This is a genomic window from Duganella rhizosphaerae, assembly GCF_040364205.1.
GTDB lineage: Bacteria > Pseudomonadota > Gammaproteobacteria > Burkholderiales > Burkholderiaceae_D > Rugamonas > Rugamonas rhizosphaerae.
Window position 1 is genome coordinate 134,653 of sequence record NZ_BPWK01000015.1, and the last position, 22,277, is coordinate 156,929.

Annotated in this window: 20 protein-coding genes; 13 read left to right on the forward strand and 7 right to left on the reverse strand. The window is 65.7% G+C overall.

Translation table 11 applies throughout. The features are described from left to right. The first annotated feature begins 60 nt into the window (after positions 1-60). The 5 genes from RUGAMON1_RS26135 (at position 61) to RUGAMON1_RS26155 (ending at position 6,362) form a co-directional block, all read left to right on the forward strand. On the forward strand, positions 61-1,107 hold the full coding sequence (locus tag RUGAMON1_RS26135; RefSeq protein ID WP_445233274.1) for a ligase-associated DNA damage response exonuclease: 1,047 nt from the start codon (positions 61-63) through the stop codon (positions 1,105-1,107). Next, complete coding sequence (locus RUGAMON1_RS26140; protein WP_445233275.1) at positions 1,100-2,725, forward strand: ATP-dependent DNA ligase; 1,626 nt, start codon at positions 1,100-1,102, stop codon at positions 2,723-2,725. The genes RUGAMON1_RS26135 and RUGAMON1_RS26140 overlap by 8 nt, the downstream gene beginning before the upstream one ends. Next, a complete protein-coding gene (locus tag RUGAMON1_RS26145; RefSeq protein ID WP_445233276.1) occupies positions 2,722-5,175 on the forward strand; it encodes a ligase-associated DNA damage response DEXH box helicase in 2,454 nt (817 codons plus the stop codon). The genes RUGAMON1_RS26140 and RUGAMON1_RS26145 overlap by 4 nt, the downstream gene beginning before the upstream one ends. After that, complete coding sequence (pdeM, locus tag RUGAMON1_RS26150) at positions 5,172-5,840, forward strand: ligase-associated DNA damage response endonuclease PdeM (RefSeq protein WP_445233277.1); 669 nt, start codon at positions 5,172-5,174, stop codon at positions 5,838-5,840. Before RUGAMON1_RS26145 ends, pdeM begins: the two co-directional genes overlap by 4 nt. Positions 5,841-6,002: 162 nt before the next feature. Beyond that, the gene (locus tag RUGAMON1_RS26155; protein ID WP_445233278.1) at positions 6,003-6,362 is read left to right on the forward strand and encodes a KGG domain-containing protein; all 360 of its coding nucleotides are present in this window, start codon (positions 6,003-6,005) and stop codon (positions 6,360-6,362) included. Between the two features lie 87 nt (positions 6,363-6,449). Here RUGAMON1_RS26155 and RUGAMON1_RS26160 read toward each other — a convergent pair whose 3' ends face one another. After that, complete coding sequence (locus RUGAMON1_RS26160; RefSeq protein WP_445233279.1) at positions 6,450-6,947, reverse strand: pyridoxamine 5'-phosphate oxidase family protein; 498 nt, start codon at positions 6,945-6,947, stop codon at positions 6,450-6,452. 171 nt (positions 6,948-7,118) lie between these two features. Between RUGAMON1_RS26160 and RUGAMON1_RS26165 the strand changes: the two genes are divergently transcribed. The 6 genes from RUGAMON1_RS26165 (at position 7,119) to RUGAMON1_RS26190 (ending at position 14,563) form a co-directional block, all read left to right on the forward strand. After that, on the forward strand, positions 7,119-7,766 hold the full coding sequence (locus RUGAMON1_RS26165) for a PepSY-associated TM helix domain-containing protein (protein ID WP_445233280.1): 648 nt from the start codon (positions 7,119-7,121) through the stop codon (positions 7,764-7,766). Positions 7,767-7,784: 18 nt separating this feature from the next. After that, on the forward strand, positions 7,785-8,300 hold the full coding sequence (locus tag RUGAMON1_RS26170; RefSeq protein ID WP_445233281.1) for a DUF2271 domain-containing protein: 516 nt from the start codon (positions 7,785-7,787) through the stop codon (positions 8,298-8,300). 9 nt (positions 8,301-8,309) lie between these two features. Beyond that, the gene (locus tag RUGAMON1_RS26175; RefSeq protein ID WP_445233282.1) at positions 8,310-9,140 is read left to right on the forward strand and encodes a DUF4198 domain-containing protein; all 831 of its coding nucleotides are present in this window, start codon (positions 8,310-8,312) and stop codon (positions 9,138-9,140) included. Positions 9,141-9,157: 17 nt separating this feature from the next. Further along, positions 9,158-10,177: an FAD:protein FMN transferase gene (locus tag RUGAMON1_RS26180; protein ID WP_445233283.1), complete on the forward strand. Its 1,020-nt coding sequence runs from the start codon at positions 9,158-9,160 to the stop codon at positions 10,175-10,177. After that, positions 10,174-11,538 carry a sulfite reductase subunit alpha gene (locus tag RUGAMON1_RS26185; protein WP_445233284.1) on the forward strand — a complete coding sequence of 455 codons (1,365 nt, stop codon included), beginning with the start codon at positions 10,174-10,176 and terminating at the stop codon, positions 11,536-11,538. The genes RUGAMON1_RS26180 and RUGAMON1_RS26185 overlap by 4 nt, the downstream gene beginning before the upstream one ends. 280 nt (positions 11,539-11,818) lie before the next feature. Beyond that, positions 11,819-14,563: a TonB-dependent receptor gene (locus RUGAMON1_RS26190; protein ID WP_445233285.1), complete on the forward strand. Its 2,745-nt coding sequence runs from the start codon at positions 11,819-11,821 to the stop codon at positions 14,561-14,563. A gap of 126 nt (positions 14,564-14,689) precedes the next feature. Here RUGAMON1_RS26190 and RUGAMON1_RS26195 read toward each other — a convergent pair whose 3' ends face one another. From RUGAMON1_RS26195 to RUGAMON1_RS26220, 6 genes are all read right to left on the reverse strand, one after another. After that, positions 14,690-15,991 (reverse strand): DUF2325 domain-containing protein, encoded by a 1,302-nt coding sequence (locus RUGAMON1_RS26195; protein ID WP_445233286.1) that lies wholly within the window; start codon positions 15,989-15,991, stop codon positions 14,690-14,692. A 14-nt stretch (positions 15,992-16,005) separates the two neighbouring features. Continuing rightward, positions 16,006-16,338 (reverse strand): hypothetical protein, encoded by a 333-nt coding sequence (locus tag RUGAMON1_RS26200; protein ID WP_445233287.1) that lies wholly within the window; start codon positions 16,336-16,338, stop codon positions 16,006-16,008. 87 nt (positions 16,339-16,425) lie between these two features. Beyond that, positions 16,426-16,626 carry a hemin uptake protein HemP gene (gene hemP, locus RUGAMON1_RS26205; RefSeq protein WP_445233288.1) on the reverse strand — a complete coding sequence of 67 codons (201 nt, stop codon included), beginning with the start codon at positions 16,624-16,626 and terminating at the stop codon, positions 16,426-16,428. A 185-nt stretch (positions 16,627-16,811) separates the two neighbouring features. Continuing rightward, positions 16,812-17,609: a Crp/Fnr family transcriptional regulator gene (locus RUGAMON1_RS26210; protein WP_445233330.1), complete on the reverse strand. Its 798-nt coding sequence runs from the start codon at positions 17,607-17,609 to the stop codon at positions 16,812-16,814. Positions 17,610-17,911: 302 nt separating this feature from the next. Next, positions 17,912-18,556, reverse strand: a complete 645-nt coding sequence (locus RUGAMON1_RS26215) for a response regulator (RefSeq protein ID WP_008450985.1) — start codon at positions 18,554-18,556, stop codon at positions 17,912-17,914. Positions 18,557-18,649: 93 nt separating this feature from the next. Then, the gene (locus tag RUGAMON1_RS26220; RefSeq protein ID WP_445233289.1) at positions 18,650-19,117 is read right to left on the reverse strand and encodes a universal stress protein; all 468 of its coding nucleotides are present in this window, start codon (positions 19,115-19,117) and stop codon (positions 18,650-18,652) included. 390 nt (positions 19,118-19,507) lie between these two features. Between RUGAMON1_RS26220 and RUGAMON1_RS26225 the strand changes: the two genes are divergently transcribed. Both RUGAMON1_RS26225 and RUGAMON1_RS26230 read left to right on the forward strand, forming a co-directional pair. Beyond that, positions 19,508-20,332, forward strand: a complete 825-nt coding sequence (locus RUGAMON1_RS26225; RefSeq protein ID WP_445233290.1) for a protein phosphatase CheZ — start codon at positions 19,508-19,510, stop codon at positions 20,330-20,332. Further along, entirely contained in the window at positions 20,332-22,227 is a 1,896-nt protein-coding gene (locus tag RUGAMON1_RS26230) for a chemotaxis protein CheA (protein ID WP_445233291.1), read from the forward strand. Before RUGAMON1_RS26225 ends, RUGAMON1_RS26230 begins: the two co-directional genes overlap by 1 nt. Positions 22,228-22,277: the final 50 nt, after the last annotated feature.

Consider the following 22,277-nt stretch of genomic DNA (forward strand, 5'->3'; position numbering starts at 1 on the left):
CGTGACAGATAGGTCCGCCGGGCGGCGCTAGAATCGGGCATCGAATTTTGAAAGCAAGCCATGTCCGATATGGTGGTAGTGCGCAAGGAAGGCCTGTACTGTGTGCCGGGCGGGTTTTACATCGACCCGTGGCGTCCGGTTGAATACGCTGTCATTACGCACGCCCATGGCGACCATGCTCGGGGCGGCCACCGGCATTACCTGGCCGCCGCGCCGGGCGTGAACGTCATGCGGTCGCGGCTGGGCCCGATCCACGTGGACGGGCTCGCTTACGGCGAGATCGTCACGCACAACGGCGTGACGATCTCGCTGCATCCGGCCGGCCATGTGCTGGGCTCGGCGCAGGTGCGCATGGAGCATCGGGGGGAGGTGTGGGTGGCCTCCGGCGACTACAAGGTCGAAGCGGACGCCACCTGCGCCGCGTTCGAACCGGTGCCTTGCGACACTTTCATCACCGAATCGACGTTCGGCCTGCCGATCTACCGCTGGCAGCCGGAGCGCGACGTGTTCGCCGACATCAACGATTGGTGGCGCGGCAACGCCGAGCTGGGCCGCGCCAGCGTCATGCAATGCTATAGCTTCGGCAAGGCGCAGCGCCTGCTCAGCGGACTGGATCCGTCCATCGGCCCCATCATTTGCCATGGCGCGGTGCAGGCGCTCAACCAGGTGTACCGCGACGAAGGCGTGTGGCTGCCGCCGACCGTGATGGTCAACGACGTGCCCAAGGACGCCATCGGCCGCGCGATCGTCATCGCGCCGCCGTCGGCGGCCGGCTCGCCGTGGATCAAGCGTTTCGGCGATTTCAGCGACGCCTTCGCCAGCGGCTGGATGCAGCTGCGTGGCGCGCGCCGCAGGCGCGGCGTCGACCGCGGCTTCGTGCTGTCCGATCACGCCGACTGGCCGGGGTTGATGCAGGCCATCGAGGCCACCGGCGCCCAGCGCGTGATCGTCACCCACGGCTCGATCGCAGTGCTGGTGCGCTGGCTGCAGCAGCAGGGTTTGCAGGCCAGCGGCTTCGACACCGAATACGGCGACGACGAGGCCGACGATGCGGCCGTGGTCGCCGGCGCCGCCGCGGCCACGCCGGAGGGTGGCAGCGATGCGTGAATTCGCCCGTCTGTACGCCGAGCTGGACGAGACCACCTCCACCAGCCGCAAGCTGGCCGCGCTGCAGGCCTATTTTGCCGCCGCGGCGCCGCAGGATGCCGCCTGGGCCGTGTATTTCCTGGCCGGCGGCAAGCCGCGCCAGGCGGTGCCGACCAAGCTGCTGCGCCAATACGCGATCGAATACTCCGGTCTGGACGACTGGCTGTTCGACGAGTGCTACCACGTGGTCGGCGACCTGGCCGAAACCATCGCCCACATCCTGCCGCCGCCGCGCCACCACAGCGAGATCGGCCTGGCCGACTGGATCGAACTGGCCATCGCGCCGCTGCGCGGCGCGGCGCCGGAAGCGATACGCGCCGCGCTGTTCCTGTTCTGGGACCAGCTGGACGCGCGCGAACGCTTCCTGCTGACCAAGCTGATCGGCGGCGGCTTCCGCGTCGGCGTCTCGCGCCTGCTGGTCACGCGGGCGCTGAGCGCCGTCGCCGGCGTCGACAGCAAGCTGCTGGCGCAACGGCTGATGGGCTGGACCGACGGCAGCGTCAGCCCGACGCCGGCCGGCTTCCTGCAGCTGATCGCCGCCCACAGCGAGGAGGAACACGCGCAGCGCGGCGGCCAGCCCTATCCCTTCTTCCTGGCGCACCCGCTCGAGCGCGAGCCCGCCGCGCTGGGCGCGCTGGCGGACTGGCAGGTCGAATGGAAGTACGACGGCATGCGCGCGCAGCTGGTCTGCCGGCAGGGGCAAAACTGGCTGTGGTCGCGCGGCGAGGACCTGATCACCGAGCGCTTCCCCGAGCTGGCCGTCCTGCGCCTGCCCGACGGCGTGGTGCTCGACGGCGAGATCCTGATCTGGCACGGCGGCCCGGCGCCGGCGCCGTTCGCCGACCTGCAGAAGCGCATGGGCCGCAAGCAGGTCTCGGCCCGGCTGCTGGGCGAGCTGCCGGCGGTGCTGCTGGCCTACGACCTGCTGGAATATGAGGGACGCGACCTGCGCGAGCTGCCGCAGTCCGAGCGCCGCCGCATGCTGGAGCAGTTCATCGCCAGCCAGCCCGGCACCCCGCAACTGCGGCTGGCGCCGTTGATCGTGGCCGACAGCTGGGCGCAGCTGGCGCTGCTGCGCGAACAGTCGCGCGAACGCGGCGTCGAAGGCATGATGCTGAAGGCGGCGGACGCCCGCTACGGCGTGGGCCGCACCAAGAGCGGCGGCACCTGGTGGAAATGGAAGATCGATCCCTACAGCGTGGACGCGGTGCTGATCTACGCGCAGAGCGGCCACGGACGGCGCGCCGCGCTCTACACCGACTACACCTTCGCCGTCTGGGACGACGGCGACGGCGAGCGCAGGCTGGTGCCTTTCGCCAAAGCCTACTCGGGTCTGAGCGACGCCGAGATCGCGCAGGTGGACCAGGCGATCCGCAAGACCACCATTGAAAAATTCGGCCCGGTGCGCAGCGTCACGCCGAGCATGGTGTTCGAGATCGGCTTCGAGGGCATCGCCAGTTCGCAGCGCCACAAGTCCGGCATCGCCGTGCGCTTCCCGCGCATCCTGCGGCGGCGCGAGGACAAGTCGATCGAGGAAGCCGATACGCTGGACTCGCTGAAAACGCTGCTGGCGTCATGAGCGCGCCATCCCCGACCGAAGACTGGTTTGCCGCGCGCGGCTGGAGCGTGTTTCCGTTCCAGCGCGAAGTCTGGGCCGCCGCCGGCGCCGGCCATTCCGGCCTGCTGCATGCGAGTACCGGCGCCGGCAAGACCTACGCCGTCTGGTTCGCCGCGCTGCAACGCGCCGCCGCCGTACGCGCCAGGGCCGGCCTGCGGGTGCTGTGGATCACGCCGATGCGCGCGCTGGCGGCCGATACGCTGCGCGCGCTGCAGCAGTCGGCCGCCGAACTGGCGCCGCACTGGCAGATCGAATCGCGCACCGGCGACACCGGCTCCGCCCAGCGCGCGCGCCAGAACAAGCGCCTGCCGGAGACCCTGATCACCACACCCGAGAGCCTGACGCTGATGCTCAGCAAGGCGGAGGCGCAGACCCAGTTCGCGCAGCTGGACATGGTCGTCGTCGACGAATGGCATGAGCTGATGGGGAACAAGCGCGGCGTGCAGGCGCAACTTGCGCTGGCGCGTCTGCGGCACTGGAACCCGCGCCTGCTGGTGTGGGGACTGTCCGCCACGCTGGGCAACCTGACGCGCGCGCGCGAGGCGCTGATGCCCGACGGCGTCGTCATCGAAGGCCATGTCGCCAAGCAGATCGTGGTCGATACGCTGATCCCCGAGCATCCATCGCGTTTTCCGTGGGGCGGGCATCTCGGCATCCAGATGCTGGCGCCGGTGATCGCGGAGATCGAACGGCACGCCGCCACGCTGGTGTTCACCAATACGCGCTCGCAGGCGGAGCTTTGGTATCAGCACCTGCTCGACGCCCGGCCCGACTGGGCGGGGCTGATCGCGCTGCATCACGGCTCGCTCGACAAGGAGGTGCGCGACTGGGTGGAGCAGGGCCTGAAGCAGGGCCAGTTGAAGGCGGTGGTATGCACCTCCAGCCTGGATCTGGGCGTGGATTTTTTGCCGGTCGAGCGGGTGCTGCAGATCGGCAGCGCCAAGGGCATCGCGCGGCTGCTGCAGCGGGCCGGCCGCAGCGGCCACGCGCCGGGCCGCGTCTCGCGACTGACGCTGGTGCCGACGCAAAGCATGGAGCTGCTGGAGGCGGCCGGGGCGAAGCAGGCGGTGGCGGCGCGCGACATCGAGGCGCGCCCGGTGCCGGACAAGCCGCTCGACGTGCTGGTGCAGCACCTGGTGACGATCGCGCTGGGCGGCGGCTTCCGTTCCGGCGAGCTGTATGCGGAGGTGCGCAGCGCCTGGTCGTATCGCGACCTGGGCGTCGACGAATGGCAATGGGCGCTCGATTTCGTCGCGCGCGGCGGGCAGACGCTGGCAGTGTATCCCGAATACCGCCGCGTGCTGCCGGACCAGGAGGGCGTCTACCGCGTGCCGGATGCGGCGCTGGGGCGGCGCCACCGCATGGGCATCGGCACCATCGTGTCGGAGTCCTCGTTGCAGATCAAATACCTCAGCGGCGGGCGCCTGGGCAGCGTGGAGGAGGGCTTTATTTCGCGGCTGCGCAAGGGCGATCACTTCCTGTTCGCCGGACGCATACTGGAATTCGTCCGCCTGCACGAAATGACTGCCTACGTGCGCCGCGCCACCGGCGCCAGGGGCGCGGTGCCGCGCTGGCAGGGCGGCAAGATGCCGCTGTCGTCCGAGCTGGCGCATGCGGCGCTGGAGCAGCTGCGCCTCGCCGAGCTGGCGGGCGGCGACGACCTGCGGCTCGGCCCGGAAATGCAGGCCTTGCAGCCGCTGCTGGCGATCCAGCAGCGCTGGTCGGCGCTGCCGACGCCCGATACCACCGTGATCGAGGCCATGCAAAGCCGCGAAGGCTGCCATCTGTTCATGTTCCCGTTCGCCGGCCGCTCGGTGCATATCGGCCTCGCTTCGCTGCTGGCGTGGCGCGTGGGCCGCATGGCGCCGGTGACGTTTTCCATCGCCGTCAACGACTACGGCCTGGAGCTGCTGGCGCCGCAGGAACTGGATTGGCCGGCGCTGCTGGCCGGCGCGCATGGCGCCCAGGTCGCGCTGTTCAGCACCGACCATCTGCTGGAAGACGTGCTGGCCAGCCTGAATGCGACCGAGCTGTCGCGCCGACGCTTCCGCGAGATCGCCCGCATCGCCGGCCTGGTGTTCCAGGGTTATCCCGGCCAGCCGAAAAGCGCGCGGCAGTTGCAGGCGTCGTCGTCGCTGTTCTTTTCGGTCTTCAGCCAGCACGACGCCGGCAACCTGCTGCTGTCGCAGGCGCAGCGCGAAGTGCTGGAACAGGAGCTGGAACTGGGGCGCCTGCGCGCGACCTTGCTGGCGCTGCAGGCGCGCCGCGTCAGCTTCCACGCCGTCAAGCGCGCCACGCCGTTCGGCTTCGCGCTGATGGTGGAGCGCTTCCGCGAGAAGCTCAGCACCGAAAAGCTGTCCGACCGCGTGGCCCGCATGGTGCGCGAACTGGAAAAGGCGGCCGGGCCGTGAGCGCGCCGATCACCACGGTGGCGCCGGTGTGGCTGGCCGGTGAGCTGGTGCTGCTGCTGGCGCAGAAGGCGCTGTACTGGCCGCGCGAGAAGATGCTGGTGGTGGCCGATATCCATTTCGGCAAGGCGGCGTCGTTCCGCGCGCTGGGCGTGCCCGTGCCCGGCGGCACCACGGCCGCCAACACCGGCGCGCTCGATGCGCTGATCGGCGCCTACGACGTGCGCCAGATCCTGTTCCTCGGCGACTTCCTGCACGCGAAGGCGGCGCACGCGGCCGCCACGCTGGCGACCATGCGCGAGTGGCGCTGGCGCCATCCGCAGCTGCGCCTGATCGTGGTGCGCGGCAATCACGATGCGCACGCCGGCGATCCGCCGGCCTCGCTGGGGATCGATATGGTCGACGAGCCGCACGCGCTGGCGCCGTTCGCCTTCTGCCACCATCCCGACATGCTGGTGCCGGCCTACGTGCTGGCCGGCCATGTGCATCCGCTCTACCGCTTGCGGCTCGGCCGCGAGTCGCTGATGCTGCCGTGCTTCTTGCTGGGCGCGGCGCGCGCGGTGCTGCCGTCGTTCGGCGCCTTCACCGGCGGCCACGCGGTGGCGCGCGAGCCCGGCGAGCGCTTGTTCCTGACCACCGGCGACGCTGTGTTCGAAGTGCCCGCGTGACAGCGTAAGAGACAGTCGGTTAGCGATACAACCGGTGGCCGGAATGATCCTACATGACTGTCTGCGGGCGTCCTATATTGTGTGGATGGGCCGTGAACTACGATGACTGCTCCTGTGCTGCAAGCAGGAGCAGTTAGCGGTAGTTTTCACGAGGAGACCATCATGGCGACTTCCAATCAAGGCAATGACCAAGGCAGCAAGCAAGGCGATAAAGCGGGCAGCCAGCAGAAGGACACCAGCAAGCGCGGCTTCGCTTCCATGGACCCGCAACAACAGCGTGAGATCGCGGCCGAAGGCGGCCGCGCGGCTCACGAAAAAGGCACGGCGCACGAATTCACTTCCGAAGAAGCGCGCCGGGCCGGCAGCATGAGCCACAAGAACGATGCGCGCAGCAGCCAGAGCAGCTCGCCCGGCAGCGCATCGCAGAGCGGCGGCAAGGAAGACGAGGACGACAACAGCAAAGGCGGCCGCAGCGGTTCCAGCCGTTCCGGATCGTCGAGCGGTTCCAGCTCCAAGTCGTAAGCGCTGATCGATAGTTGGCCGCCCGCATACACTTCCGTGCGGGCGGCTTTCGTCATTCCCGCGTTCGCGGGCATGACTGCCGCAGCGTTACAGGCAGATCGTCGTGTGCGGCCCCGTCTGCTGCGGCGGGCGGCCGGCGATGGCGGCTTTGGCCAGATGGAACAGCTGCTTCATCTTGCTGGTGCTGGCGTCCCAATATTCGGCGGTCTGGATGTGCACCCGTATCAGCGCCAGATGCGGATCGTTCAGGCCGCCGGGGAAGGCGCTGCGCAACATCGGGCGCCACAGCTCGCGCGCCTTGATAGCATCCTTCAGCACGCTGGCCTGGCCGCATACCGACAGGTACAGGTTCTCGGCCGGGTTGCAAAAATTGACGTTGACACCGGGATGCCGCTGCAAGGCGGTGGTAAAGTCGGCGTCGTCCGCGGTGAAAAACCACAGATTGCCCTCGCTGTCGATCTGCTGCATGGCCAGCGGGCGGCTGCTGAGCGCGTTGTCGTCGTCGCAAGTGGTAAACATGCCGAAGCGCACATTCTTGATCTTGCCGGCGAGCGTGGCGATTTGTTCCTGATTGTAGAACGGCATGATGTGCCTCCATGAGGGTGGTGCGGACAGAGTTAAGTCCCACCTTAACCGCTCTGCGGCGCCAGCACTGTGCGTAACTGCACGTAGCTTTACATTTGCGATACATGCTGGCGATTGACTTTGCAAATGATAATCATTATCATCTACTTTTCACCGATTGAAGGATAGCCCTTGAGCGCCCAAGCCGCAGCCTCCGCCCGCAACGCCAGCCGTGCCGTTTGGCTCAAGCATCTGCACCAATGGCATTGGGTCAGTTCGGCGATGTGCTTGATGGGCATGTTCTTGTTCAGCATTACCGGCATCACGCTCAACCATTCATCGCAGATCGAGGCCAAGCCGGCCGTCGTGCGCCTGCAGGCCACCGCGCCGGCCGCGCTGACGGCGCAGCTGCGCGCCTACGCCGCCAAGCACGACGGCGCCAGGGAACCGCTGCCGGCCGCCGCCGAGCAATGGCTGCGCGACACCTGGAAGCTGCAGGCCGGCGGCCGCGTCGCCGAGTGGGCCGCCGATGAAGTCTACCTGCCGCTGCCCAAGGCCGGCGGCGACGCCTGGGTGCGCATCGCGCTGGAAGACGGCGCGGCCGAATTCGAAAACACCGACCGCGGCTGGATCTCCTGGCTCAACGACGTGCACAAGGGCCGCAACACCGGCGCCGCCTGGAACTGGTTCATCGATATCTTTGCCGGCGCCTGCCTGGTGTTCTGCATCACCGGCCTGCTGATCCTGAAATTCCACGCGGCCAACCGGCCGTTCACCTGGCCGATGGTGGGCCTGGGCATCCTGATTCCATTTGTCATTGCACTGCTGTTCATTCATTAAACTCACGACAGGTACTCCATGAAATTACGCTATTCCATCGTCCTTGGTCTGCCGCTGGCCAGCGCCACGGCCATGGGCGCCGAGCTGGCGCTCAAACTCGACGTGCCGCAACTGAACGTGGCGGAATACCACCGTCCCTACATCGCCGCGTGGCTGGAAAACGCCGACCAGAAAGTGGTCGCCAACCTGGCCGTGCTGTACGACGTCAAGAAGAAGGACAACGCCGGCACCAAGTGGCTCAAGGATGTGCGCCAGTGGTGGCGCAAGAGCGGCCGCGACGTGGAAATGCCGATGGACGGCGTCAGCGGCGCGACCAAGGCGCCGGGCGAACATACGCTGAGCTTCCCGGGCGCGAAAGCGGCGCTGGACAAGCTTCCGGCCGGCCAGTACACGCTGGTGGTGGAAGCGGCGCGCGAAGCCGGCGGCCGCGAAGCGGTCAAGGTGCCGCTGCAATGGCCGCCGAAGTCGGCGCAGAACGTGAGCGGCCAGGGCAAGGAAGAACTGGGCGCCGTGGTGGTACAACTCAAACCTTAAGGCCCGTCCATGAAACTGTATAAATCGTTTATCGCGCTGGCGCTGGCCGGCCTGTCGGCGGTGTCGCTGAACGCGCAGGCGCACAAGCCGTGGCTGCTGCCGTCGTCGACCGTCGTCGAAGGCAAGGAAGCCTGGCTGACCGTGGACGCCGCCATTTCCGAAGGCCTGTTCGATATCGACCACCAGCCGCTCAAGCTGGACGGCATCGTCATCACCGGCCCGGACGGCGGCAAGCTGGCCATGGAAAACGTTAACAACGGCAAGCTGCGCAACACCTTCGACCTCAAGCTGCCCAAGCCCGGCACCTACAAGATCGCGCTGGTGTCGCAGGGCGTGACGGGCAGCTACAAGAACAAGGAAGGCGAGATGAAGCGTTTCCGCGGCAGCGAGGAAACACTGGCCAAGGATGTGCCGGCCGATGCGAGCGACGTCAGGCTGACGCGCATGCACAGCCGCCTGGAGACTTTCGTCTCGACCGGCGCGCCGGACCTAGCGGTGTTCAAGCCGAGCGGCGTCGGCCTGGAGCTGGTGCCGGTGACGCACCCGAACGATATGCGCGCTGGCGAGAAGGCCACCTGGCGCTTCCTGCTGGACGGCAAACCGGCCGCCAACCAGGGCTTCAGCCTGATCCCGGGCGGCGTGCGTTATCGCGGCACGCTGGGCGAGCTGCGCAAGAACACCGACGCCAACGGCGAAGCGACGTTCGAGCTGCCGGCGGCGGGCATGTACCTGGTCAGCAGCGCCTGGCCGGCCGCCGCGCCGCAAGCGCCGGGCCAGCCGCCGCAGATGCCGCCGCGCCGCGTCAGCTATGCGGCGACGGTGGAAATCCTGCCGCAATAAGGCGGGGTAGGCTGACGATGCGTCGTGTATTGCTGCCCCATGTCATCGCCGACGAGCCGGCGCCCGCCGGCGGCGTGATCCGCGATTTCGGCGGACGCAGCATGGGCACCAGCTGGTCGGTGCGGCTGGTGTGCGCGCCGGAGGATGCCTGCATCCATCTGCAGCAAGGGCTGCAGCAGCAGCTGGACGCCGTGGTGGCGGAGATGAGCCACTGGGAAAGCGACTCCGACCTGGGCCGTTTCAACCGCGCCGACGCGGGCAGCTGGCGCCAGCTGCCGCCGGCGTTTTTCGATGTGCTGGCGTTTGCGCTGGACGTGGCCCGCCTGTCGGGCGGCGCCTATGATCCCTGCGCCGGCGCGCTGGTCAACCTGTGGGGCTTCGGCCCGCACGGCAGGTTCGACCAGCCGGATTTCGTGCCGCCGTCGGCCGCGCAGATCGGCGCGGCGCTGGCGTCGCGGCCGGTGCTGCTGGAGCACGAAGGTCGCCGCGCCTTGCAGCCCGGCGGCGTGCAGCTGGATCTGTCGGCCGTGGCCAAGGGCTACGGCGTGGACCGGCTGGCGTATTTTTTGAAGGCCCAAGGTTATGCGCACTGCCTGGTCGAAGTCGGCGGCGAGCTGCGCGGCGCAGGCGTCAAGCCGGACGGCCAGCCGTGGTGGGTGGCGCTGGAGCAGGTGGTCGATGATGCCGACACTGCAGCGCCGCAGCCGGACGAACTGGTGCTGGCGCTGCACGGCCTGTCCGTGGCGACCTCGGGCGACTACCGCCGCTATTTCGAACTGGACGGCCAGCGCTATTCCCACACCATCGATCCGCGCAGCGGCATGCCGATCGCCAACGACCTGGCCTCGGTCACCGTGGTCCATCCGCAATGCATGGCGGCCGACGCCTGGTCCACCGCGTTGACGGTGCTGGGCTGCGAGCATGGCCTGCGCCTGGCCGAGCAACAAGGACTGGCGGTGCGCTTCGTCGCCCGCCGGCGCGACGGCGGTTTCACCGAACACATGAGTACCCATTTACGCGGCATGCTAGACGAATGATCTGGACCAACGACCCCACCCGTTTGATGCTGGTAGCCAGCCTGGCCATGAGCTACGCGCTGGTGTGCCTGGCGCCTTATCTGCGCACGCGCCGCAAGCGTATGGCGGCGCAGCGCGCCAAGGCCGAGTCGGCCGCCAACCCCGGCTGGATCGTCGCCTACGCCAGCCAGACCGGCAACGCCGAGGAACTGGCCGGGCAGACGCTGGCGACCCTGCGGCTGGCCGGCATCGCCGCGCAGATGAGCGAATTGTCCGAACTGCATGCCGAAGATTTGCAACGCGCCGAGCGCATCTTGTTCCTGGTCAGCACCTACGGCGAGGGCGATGCGCCGGACGCCGCCGCCGCCTTTGCCGGCCGCCTGATGACCAACGGCCTGGCGCTGCCGCAACTGCATTACGCCGTGCTGGCGCTGGGCGACCGCGCCTACGCCCGGTTCTGCGGCTTCGGCCGCGCGCTGGACCAGTGGCTGCAGGCGCAGGGCGCGCAAAGCCTGTTCCCGCGCATCGAGGTCGACCGCAGTTCGGCCGAGGCCATCGGCGCCTGGCGCCAGCAGCTCAGCCATCTGGCCGGCACCAGCGATGCGCCGGACTGGAGCGCGCCGGCCTTCGACCACTGGCGGCTGGCCGCGCGCGTGCTGCTCAATCCGGGCAGCGCCGGCGCGCCGATCTACCATCTGGAACTGGAACCGCGGGACGGCGAACTGCCGGCCTGGGAATCGGGCGACCTGGTGCAGGTGTCGGCGCCTTCCGATCCCGAGCGCGCCCGCGAATACTCGATCGCCTCGATGCCGGCCGACGGCCGCGTGCATTTGCTGGTGCGCCTGCACACGCATGCGGACGGCAGCCACGGCGCCGCCTCCGGCTGGCTGACGCAGCAGGCCGGGCTGGGTCAGACGATCCAGCTGCGGCTGCGCCAGCACCGGCGTTTCCGCCTGGAGGACAACGCCCAGCGGCCGCTGATCCTGATCGGCAACGGCAGCGGCATCGCCGGCCTGCGCGGCCACCTGAAGGCGCGCACGGCAAGCGGGCGGGCCCGCAACTGGCTGTTGTTCGGCGAGCGCAACGAAGCCCACGACTACCACTATCGCGACGAACTGGCGACCTGGCAGCTGCACGGCAAACTGGAAAAACTGGACCTGGTGTTTTCGCGCGACCAGCTGCAGCGCCGCTACGTGCAGGACAGTCTGGCCGAGCAGGCGGACGCGGTGCGCGCCTGGGTCGCGGCCGGCGCCGCCATTTATGTGTGCGGCAGCCTGGACGGCATGGCGGCCGGTGTCGACGCCGCCCTGGCCGCCGCGCTGGGGCGCGAAGCGCTGGATCAGTTGGCCGCCGCCGGACGCTATCGGCGCGACGTTTATTGACGTTTTATTACAACGCACCAATGCGGTGCAAATCCGATTGTTCCGATAGTAATAAAATATTACGTTTTATTTGTTATAAAATTTTCGCATATTGAAATTAAATTTTGTAAATTGGCGTAAATGTCGAACTTGTGAGGTTTGTTCTAAATTTGTTTCAACTATGTACCATATTGTACTGACAGGCCCGATAATTCTCTTATCGAAGAGCAATTTTGGCCACTTCGACTTATAGCGTTGTTGGTATTGCTCTCGATTTCTATGTTTTTATTCGGGAGTTTGAATGGTATTGCAAGAAAAAATCGGCGTACGCTCCGTGCGCATCGCCCTGAGCGTGCTGACCGGCACCGTACTGATCGCCGGCCAGGCGTTTGCGGACGAGGCCATGCAGAAGGTCGAAATCACCGGCTCGAGCATCAAGCGCATCGCCGTGGAAGGCGCACTGCCCGTGCAGCGCCTGTCGCAGGAACAAATCGCCAAGACCGGCGCCACCACCGTCGCCGACCTGATCCAATCGCTGCCGGCGATGCAGGGCTTCAGCATCGCCGCCACCGCGGCCGGCTCGAACTCGGGCGGCATCGTCTCGGCCTCGATCCACAACATCGGCGAGAGCTACACCCTGGTCCTGCTGGACGGCCGCCGCATCGCGCCGACCGGCTCGGGCAGCACCATCAACCTGAACTCCATCCCGATGAGCGCGGTTGAGCGCGTCGAGATCCTGACCGACGGCGCCTCCGCCCTGTACGGTTCGGACGCGATCGCCGGCGTGATCAACTTCATCCTGAAGAAAAACGCCCACGGCGGCACCATCGACGCGACGTACTCGCAGCCGACCAGCGGCCGTCCGGGCCAGTCGTACAACACCAACCTGACCTACGGCTTCGGCGACCTGCAGGAAGACCGCTACAACATCCTGGCGACCTACCGCCACGACGAGCAGAGCCCGGTCAAGGCGACCGACCGCTCGTTCGCGTCGACTTCGTACATCCCGTTCAACTACAACGGCCACAACTACATCTACGACCGCACCAGCCCGGCGGCCGCGCCGGCCAACGTCGGCGTGACCTTCAACAAGGGCCTGGCGCCTATCGGTTTCAGCCCGTACCTGATGCAGAACGGCAGCTGCCCGACGCAGACCTACCTGAGCCTGAACAACACGGCCGACACCCGCAACTGCTCGTTCGACTCGACGCCGGCGGTGGAAATCTCGCCGCAGAACAAGCGTGACAGCTTCTTCACCAAGGCCCAGTACAAGGCCAGCGAAGACATCACCGTGTTCGCCGAAATGGCGCTGTCGCGCCTGGACCTGACCGCGCGCATCGCGCAGAACATCGCGCCGTTCACCATCGCGCCGGGTTCGGACCGCTACAACACCTACGTGCTGCCTTACCTGACCGCAGAGCAGGCCGCCAACGTCAAGCAGGTGTCGGGCAGCTATCGCACCTACGACTGGGGCACCCGCAACAGCCAGACCATCACCGACGCCCAGCACTTGGTGGTCGGCGCGGACGGCGATATCGGCGCCTGGAGCTTCGGCACCGGCCTGACCTGGTCGCGCAACAAGCTCGACGAGCGCTATGTCGGCGGCTATGCGATGACCAAGGAATTCAAGGACATGTTGGCCACCAACGCCTTCAATCCGTTCGCGCCGATCGGCAACCAGAGCGACGCCACCAAGGCGCAGATCGCCAACTCGATCTACCACGGTTCGGTGCGCGAAGCGTCGACCACCTTGAAGGGCGTGGACGCGCACGGTTCGCGTGAAGTGTTCACGCTGCCGGGCGGCGCCGCCAACCTGGGTATCGGCGCCGACTACCGCGAGTACGCCTACCAGCAGACCCCGTCGGCCGACGCGGCCGGCGGCAAGATCTACAACCTGACCGCCCAGCCAGCCTACGACATGAAGCGCGCGTCGTACGGCGTGTTCGGCGAGCTGCTGGCGCCGCTGACCAAGGAACTGGAAGTGACCTTGGCCGGCCGCTACGACAGCATCGCCGGCATCGACAACCTGCTGGCCCACCGCAAGATGGGCGAGACCCAGTCGGCCAGCACCTACAAGGTGTCGGCCCGCTGGCAGCCGGTCAAGACGGTGCTGGTGCGCGGCTCCTATGGCACCGGCTTCAAGGCGCCTAGCATGCTCGACATCGGCCAGCCGCTGGTCAGCGCCGGCGTGACCTCGAACAGCTACGCTTGCCCATTCCCTGGCACCGATCTGTGCCGTACCGGCAATGTGCAGTACAACCTGCTGTCCGGCGGTAACGAGAACCTCAAGCCTGAGCGCTCCAAGCAGTACTCGATCGGTTTCCGCGTCGAGCCTAACGCTTCGTTCTCGTTCGGCGCCGACCTGTGGGATGTGAAGATCACCGACGCCGTGTCGTCGATCAGCGAGCAGCAGATCTTTGCCGCACCGGCCCGCTTCCGCGACCTGTTCACCACCTTCACCGAACCGTCGACCGGCAACACCTACTGGGCGATGAAGAGCCTGTCGATCAACATCGGCAAGACCCACAACCAGGGTATCGACTATGACATGGTGGGCCGTCAGAAGTTCTCGTTCGGCCAGTTGACGGCCAACCTGAACGGCACCTACCTGATGAAGTCGGACTACACCCGTCCGGGCACCGACGGCGACTGGACCAGCGACATGAACTTCTTCGGCGTCGACAACAAGGTGGCCTTCCGCCACATCGTGCGCGCCGCGCTGACGCTGGACACCGGCAAAGTGAGCAACACGCTGAGCGCGAACTACCGCAACGGCTACCAGGACGCGCAAGCGACCGTGCGCAACGTCGATAGCGGCAAGGACGAGAGCATCCGCTTGTGGGTGCCGTCGTACCTGACGATCGACTGGCAGGGCAAGCTGGCGCTGAGCAAGACCGCGTCGATACGCATGGGTGTGAAGAACCTGGCCGGCCGCGAACCGCCGCTGTCGCTGCGCGCTTCGTCGGGCCACCAGGTCGGCTTCGATCCACGCTACGCGGACCAGCTGGGCCGCACCTTCTACATGACCGGCACGCTGGCGTTCTAAGCTGTTGTGATTGTGTAAGTAACCGTCGCTCCCGCGAAAGCGGGAGCCCATAGAACAGCTCTGGACAGGTTCAGCATGGATTCCCGCCTGCGCGGGAATGACATGGTTTATCTGCTCAGGGCTTTTTTATTCCGCGCTGGCTTGCTCGAGGCCGCGCGCCAGGCTGGAGATGCTGGGGTTGTCGATGAACACGCAGCGCTTGCCGGTGCGCTTGCAGTAGTCCTTGACCCGCCAGTAGGCGCTGTGACTGATGCAGCCGGTCTGGCAGATCACCAGGTCGGCCGCCGCCAGGCTGGCGTCGAGGCGGTTGGCGTTGTCTTCCAGGCCGCCGTCGTGGTGGGCGAACTGCGCGCCTTCGCGTTCGATCAGCTCGCGGTAGGTGGCGACGTTGCCGCTGCGCCCGCCCACGCACAGCACCGCGCGGTCGTTCAGGCTGAGCGGCATCTTCATCACGTGCTCGACCACCTGGCGCGTTTCCTCCAGTATCGGCGCCGCTTCCGCCGCCGTCTGCAGCTTCGCCAGTTCCTGCTTCAGCTCGGTGATCTGGTTGCGCATGGCGCGTTCGCGCTCATCCATCTGCATCAGGCGCTCGGCCAGTTTGGCGCGGCTCTCGAGGCCGGGGATGGACTCGCGCAGCTGCTCCAGCTCGGCCCTGAGCGAATCGATCATGCTGTCCTTGCCGACCGACTGCGCGCGCAGCTGCATCAGCTGGGCCGCGTGCTTTTCCGCGTCCGCGCTCTTGTCGGCCAGCAGCGCGGCGGCGCGTTGCTGGGCCTTGGCCAGCTCGTGCGCCAGGCGCGCATTGTCGGCCAGCGTGGCGTTGAACTTGTTGATGTCGGCGCGCACGCAGGCGCCGGCCTGGTGCTGCACCATGTGCAGGTCGCGGCACATCTGTTCTTCCAGCTCGGCGTTGCAGCGCGGATGCGTCAGGCCGGCCCAGAAGGCGCCGGCGACGTCGCCGTTGGCGACCGCCGTGTTCCACATCTCGGCGACCTGTGCGGTGCTCCTGGCGGCGCGGAAGCGCAGCAGCACGGCGGCGTAGCGGCGCTCCAGTTCCTTTTGCAGCGCTTCCGACAGTCGGTTGCGGCTGCCGCACTCGGTAACGGCGCCGACGTGCACTTCATAGTCGTCGGCCAGCACCTTGCCCGCCGTGACCTTGTCCACCAGCTTGCGCAGCACGCCCAGCGGGAAGCCGACGCCGACCAGCGGGCAGTGGCAGGCATGGCCCAGCTCCCACAGCCGGCGGCGGCGCGAGGCGTGCGTCCCGTCCTGCGGCCGCAGCGCCGCCATGACGCTGGTGATGACGGGCTTGAGCACCTGCTGCTCGGCGGGGCGGGGCGGCGCGGTGGAGGCGGGCGCCAGCGTGCCGGCCACCTGCGGCATGGCGGCGGCGATGATGGCCGCCAGCGGATCGTGTTTGTCGCACATGGGGACGGCTCTCCTTACACCGTGGCCGGCGCGATGCGGGCGCGCGCCATGATGCGGCTGAGGAAGTTGCTCTTTTCCTGCAGGTGGATATTGCGTTCGACCACGCCGGCCCACTGCTCGGACAGCTGCTGGCAGGTGGCGCTGAGCACCGGCGCCAGGTCCGGCAGGCTGGCCAGCGCCTTCAGGTGGCGTTCGATCACCGAGGCCAGCTTGACACAGCCGCCGGCCTCGTCGCTGCCGGCGGTGTAATGCGACATCAGATGCAGCACGGCGGACAGCATCAGTTCTGGATTGTGTCCGCCATGGGAGGGGGCGAGAAAAATCGGATTGCTACGGTCTATGGCCATCAAACGCTCCTGGTTTCAGTTAGGAAGTCTGGCTGGCTTGCGGCTGGCTACTCGGGCAGGGCGGGCGCGGCGGCGCCCGGGGTGACCTCAGGCGGTCAGGATCAGCTTGTTGAGCTGGGTGATGCGCAGGCGGTAGATGCGGCCCCCGTGCTCGATCTCGACTTCGCGGCCGTTTTCCATCAGGCTGGCGCTGGTGATGCGCTTGACCGGCACGATCGCCGGTGCGGCAACGATGGTCGTGGCGTGAGCGGTGATGGCGGGCGGGGTGGCGGGCAGGGCGGTGGTCATCTTCGGAGGCTCCTTAAATAAGAATGATTCGTATTTGCATTCATTATTGTGGAAGCACGGAAGGAATGCAAGTGTTATTTGGGAGTTATTGAGGCGGTATGGAACCGCCATGTGGAGGGAATAAAAAAGAGCCCGGCAGGAGTGACCGGGCCCAAGCTGGGTTCGGGGGCGCGGCGGCGCTTACATCACAGCGCCGCCAGCAATTGCGCCGGGGCCTCGCTCTCGGCGCCCTTGGTCTTGGCGGCCGCCAGCTGCTTGGCGCGGGTGCGCGAGGGCGGCAGGCGGCGCAGGGTTTTCAGCGCTTCCGGATCCTTGATGCCGATGGTGCGCTGGTCCACGCTGATCAGGCCGATTTCGTTGAAGGCCGACAGCGTGCGGCTGACGGTCTCCAGCGTCAGCCCCAGGTAGCTGCCGATTTCATGCCGCGTCATGCGCAGGTTGAACAACTTGCTCGAGTAGCCCATCTGTGCAAAGCGGTCGGCCAGCGACACCAGGAAGCGCGCCACGCGCGCCTCGGCGCTGAGCGCGCCCAGCATGCCGATCATGGCTTGTTCGCGCACCAGCTCGCGGCTCATGACGCCGTACATCATGTTTTCCAGTTCCAGGTGGACCCGGCCCAGCGCCGTCAGCTTCTTGAACGGCAGCAGTATCAGGTCGCAGTCGGACAGGGCCACCGCCTCGGACGAGTAGTGGCGGGTGTGGATGCCGTCCACGCCCAGCATGTCGCCCTTCATCGGGAAGCTGAGCACCTGTTCGTTGCCGAACTCGTCGATGAGCACCGTCTTCAGGAAGCCCGAGTTGACGATGTACAGCGTGTCGAAGGGCTGGCCGATGGTGTGGATGCGCTGGCCGGTCTTGAACTGCACGTGCTGGAATAGCAACTCCTCGTTGGTGACCGAACAGGCCGCCGGGATGTGCAACAAATCGCAGACTTCCTTCAGGTTCGACCAGAGCCGCCCCTGACGCTGACGGCCTGCCTCCATCGAGGAGGACTGCATGGTGGCAGTGGTGGCCGGGCGAATTTCAGACGTTTGCGTAGACAGCATGTTGGTCTCCTGTGTACAGGTATTGCTTTTCGAAAGGACGGGAAATGGGCTGTGCCGCGCTGCTTGGTTTCCTGTTGTGGTGTCGCACGGCATAGTGCTGCGAGTCTGTAGCCGTGCAGCATGTATCGTATGGTTTCAGTATGCCAACGAGGGGGGGAGATAGATATCAGCAATGGCTGAATATGCGCGTAGGACGCAGCGCAGCATTGTAGGAGTTGTCCTAACGGCGGACGGAGGAATCAGGTCTTGAAGGGGGACAACAGACGATGAGCTACGGCATATTGCACCATCTCTGAGAGCGAGCTCATGCCCATTTTCTGCATGATGCGGGTCTTGTGGGTGCTGACGGTCTTGACGCTCAGGTGCAGGCTGTTGGCGATTTCGGTAATCGATTTGCCGGCCACCAACAGTGAAAAAACTTCGAATTCGCGGTCCGACAGCTGTTTATGCAACAGGCTTTCGTTGGGCATCATGATGTTCAGCGCCAGTTGCTCGGCCACTTCGGTGCTGATGTAGGGCCGGCCGGAAGCGACCTTGCGGATCGCGCCGACCAGCTGGGTGCCGGCGCTTTCCTTGGTCAGGTAGCCCTGGGCGCCGGCGCGAATGGCGCGCACCGCGTACTGCTCTTCTTCGTGCATGGTCAGGATCAGGATGGCGAGCTTGGGCGCCTCCGCCTTGATCTGGCGGATCAGGTCGACGCCGCTGCGGCCGGGCATGGACAGGTCCAGCAGCAGCAGGTCGAAGCCGCCCTGGCGCACGTGGCCCAGCACCTCGAAGCCGTCGATGGCCTCGCCTACGATGTCGATGTCGGGAGCGCCGTCGAGGATGCGCTTGAGACCTTCACGCATGATGGTGTGGTCGTCGGCAATGACAATTCGAATCATAGAGATGCTTGAAGAAAAAAGTAATTAAAAGTAAGTATTATTGTGTTTGAACTAATCTTATGATCTTACTACAAAAAGCATCTCGGCCGCGTTTTATTTGCTGCCGGGCTCCTTGATCAGGCGATGCACCAGCACCGGTGTCTTGGCGTGCGACAACACCTTGTTGGTTACGCTGCCCAGCAGCAGCTGGCCCCAGCCGCTGCGGCCGTGCGAGCCCATGAAGATCAGGTCGCAATGGTGTTTTTCCGCCACATCGACGATCTTGTGCGCGGTGCTTTCCGCAAACACCGTCAGCGCCTCGCACGGCACGCCGCGCCTGGCGCAGGAATCGACCACGTCCTGCGTATGTTCCTTGCCGGCGCGCAGCATGGCGGCGCGGTATTCATCCTCGCTGGGGTAGCTGGGCGGGATGATTTCGACATAGATCGGGTACTGGTATTCCGGCGCCACGAACAGCACCAGCACCTCGGCCTTCATCTGTTCGGCAAAGGCCACCCCGGCGCAGGCGGTTTTACTGGAAACGGCGGAGCCGTCGGTGGTGATCAAGATTTTGCGGTACATGATGAACCTCCTTTTAAAACCAGCTGGCTGCTCTTAATTGTAGCCCCGATTTACATTATTGTTAGTATGGAAAGACTTGATGATTATCAAATGAAAGCGCTTTACGCTGTAGCGCCCGTGTTGGCTTTCATACTTTTTACCTGCTTTTTTTGCACACGAGCACTACTTTTGTGTCTCAAGGCGTGTTTTGTCTATCTAACCAATGTTAGTATCTCCAAATACAACGAAACTTGGCTTGGACCCGGAGCGCAGGGCAGGCGACCCTACTCTGGGATTGAATAATCTGGCTGCGCCCTGCTACACTCGGGTAAGAGCGTTATATTGCCGAGCGTCATCACAAGCATGCAAGTTTAGAGCAGCAATTTTACAAATTATGGAGAAGCAGGGATTATGACCAACGCCGCTGACGATTTCGACGCACTATTTGATGAAGTGTCTGCTCAGAGCAAGACGGCAGCGCCTGCTCCAGCGCCTGCTCCCGCCGAGGATGACCTGGAAAGCCTGTTCGACGAAGTGTCGTCGGCCCGGCCGGCGGATGCAGCGCCTGCCGCTCCCGCCCCGGCGCCTGTGGCCGCCGCGCCGGCCGCAGCGCCGGCCGAAGCCGGCGCCGACGGCGAAGACAAGCCGATGTTCGAACGCCTGGGCGGCATCGTGCGCCTGCTGCACGATTCGCTGCGCGAACTGGGCTACGACAAGGCGCTGACCGAGGCGTCGTCGCAGATCAACGACGCCCAGGACCGCCTCGAATACGTCGCCACCCTGACCGAACAAGCCGCCAACAAGGTGCTCAACACCCTGGACGAAGGCATGCCGGAGCAGGACGTGCTGTCGAAGAAATCCAAGGAAATGGAAAACCGCTGGGCCGACCTGTTCGCAGGCAAGCTGAGCCTGGACCAGTTCAAGCAACTGGCCGGCGACTCGCAAGCGTTTGCCGCGGCGGTGTCGGTGGCCACCGAAGCGGAAAAAGCCCGCCTGCTGGAAATCATGATGGCCCAGGATTTCCAGGACATCACCGGCCAACTGATCAAGAAAGTCGTGACCATCACCAAGACGGTGGAGCACGAACTGGCAGAACTGCTGCGCGACAATGCACCACCGGCGGTACGCGAGAAAATCGCGCAAAAAGAAGTGTCCCTGATGTCCGGCCCTTCGGCTCCAGCCGTAGCGCTGAACCAGGACAATGTCGACGACCTGCTTGCTGACCTGGGATTCTAATGGACGATATGCTCAAGGATTTCGTCGTCGAGGCGATGGATCTTGCGGTCAACGTTGAAGAGCATCTGCTGCGGCTCGAACGCGACCCGGACAATAAAGAAACATTGAACGCGGTGTTCCGCTCCTTCCACACCATCAAGGGCGGCGCCGGTTTCATGGGCCTGCCGGCGATGGTGGCGGCATGTCACTTGACCGAGAACTTGTTCGACGCGCTGCGCACCGGCGCCGCGCCGGTGACGCCGATCGCGATCGAGGCGGCGCTGCAGGCGTCGGGCTTCGTGGCCGACCAGCTGGCCGAACTGAACAACGGCGCCGAACCGGACAGCCTGCCGGCCATGCCCAAGGATCTGGAAATCATCCTGACCGACGCCATCGAAGGCAAGACCACCGCGGCTCCGGCCAAGGCCGCCGCGCCCGCGCCAGCCCCGGCTGCCGCTGCCGCAGTAGCTGCCCCGGCCGCCGCACCGGTCTCGGCGCCGTCGCCGGACGGCCTGGACTGGGAAGGCATGTACGAAGCCGTGATGCCTGCCGGTAGCTACACCAAACCCGCGGCAGCGGCTCCGGCCGCAGTGGCGCCGGCGCCGTCGGCGCCGTTGCCGGCCGCCGAACTGGCCGCCGTCGTCGCCGCCGTGCACGCCGCCGGTCCCACCTCCAGCCCCGCCAAGCGCGAAGCCGCCGAAAAACGCGAGGAGCGTCCGCACGCCGCGCCGGCCAAGGAAGAATCGATCCGGGTCGATGCCGTCAAGCTGGACGCGCTGCTGGAAGTGGCCGGCGAATCGGTGCAGGCCGCCAACCAGGCCGCCGTGCTGCTGGAGCGCCTGCTGCAATTCAAATTCGAGGGCCAGGCCCAGACCCTGATGGCGACGCTGGCGGAAACGCTTGAACGCGCCTCGCGCTACTCCACCGAGCTGCAGCGCGCCACGCTGGCGACCCGGATGCAGCCGGTCGGCCGCCTGTTCCAGAAGTTCCCGCGCCTGGTGCGCGAACTGGCGAAAGACCTGGGCAAGGACGTCGAGCTGACCATCGAAGGCGCGGAGACCGAAGTCGACCGCGTGGTGGTGGACAGCCTGTACGATCCGCTGGTGCACATGCTGCGCAATTCGCTGGACCACGGCGTCGAATCGCCGGAAGACCGGCTGGCGGCGGGCAAGCCGGCCAAGGCCTATATTTCGCTCAAAGCATGGCAAGAAGCAAATAGCGTTATGATTGTGCTTCAGGACGACGGCAAAGGCATGGATCCGGTGGTGCTGCGCACCAAGGCCCAGCAAAAAGGCCTGATCTCGGAATCGGTGCAGCTGACCAACGACGAATGCTTCCAGCTGGTATTCTTGCCGGGTTTCTCGACCAAGGAAGTCGCTTCCAGCGTGTCCGGCCGCGGCGTCGGCATGGACGTGGTGAAGACCGCCGTGGAGAAGAACCGCGGCGCCATCCACATCGAATCGGCGCTGGGCAAGGGCACCAAGTTCGCCATCCGCCTGCCGATCGAGCTGTCGATCGTGCCGACCATGCTGGTCTCGACCTCGGGCGCCGCGCTGGCGCTGCCGATGGCCGTGGTGCAGCGCGTGGTCGAGCTGCCGGAAGTGTTCATGGAAGTGGGCGGCGCGCCGGTGCTGAAAGACCAGGGCCGTCCGTTGCCGGTCCGTTCGCTGGCCGATTCGCTGGGCTACGAGAGCTGCCGCGAGAAGGTGGGTATTGTTGTCGCTGCACCACAGCCGTACATTCTGGCGGTGGAAGCGGTCGACGGTACTGCCGACCTGGTGATTAAACCGATGACCGCGATTAGTGTCGAAGGTATTACCGGCACCGCGCGTTCGGCCGAAGGCGAACTGGTGCTAGTGGTGGGCCTATCGTTCCTAATGGACGGATGTCGAGGTAGTGTACGCATGGCGGCCTAGTCTGAGGACAGGGCCAGATAGACCAAAAGCCTGCGTCCACGCAGGCTTTT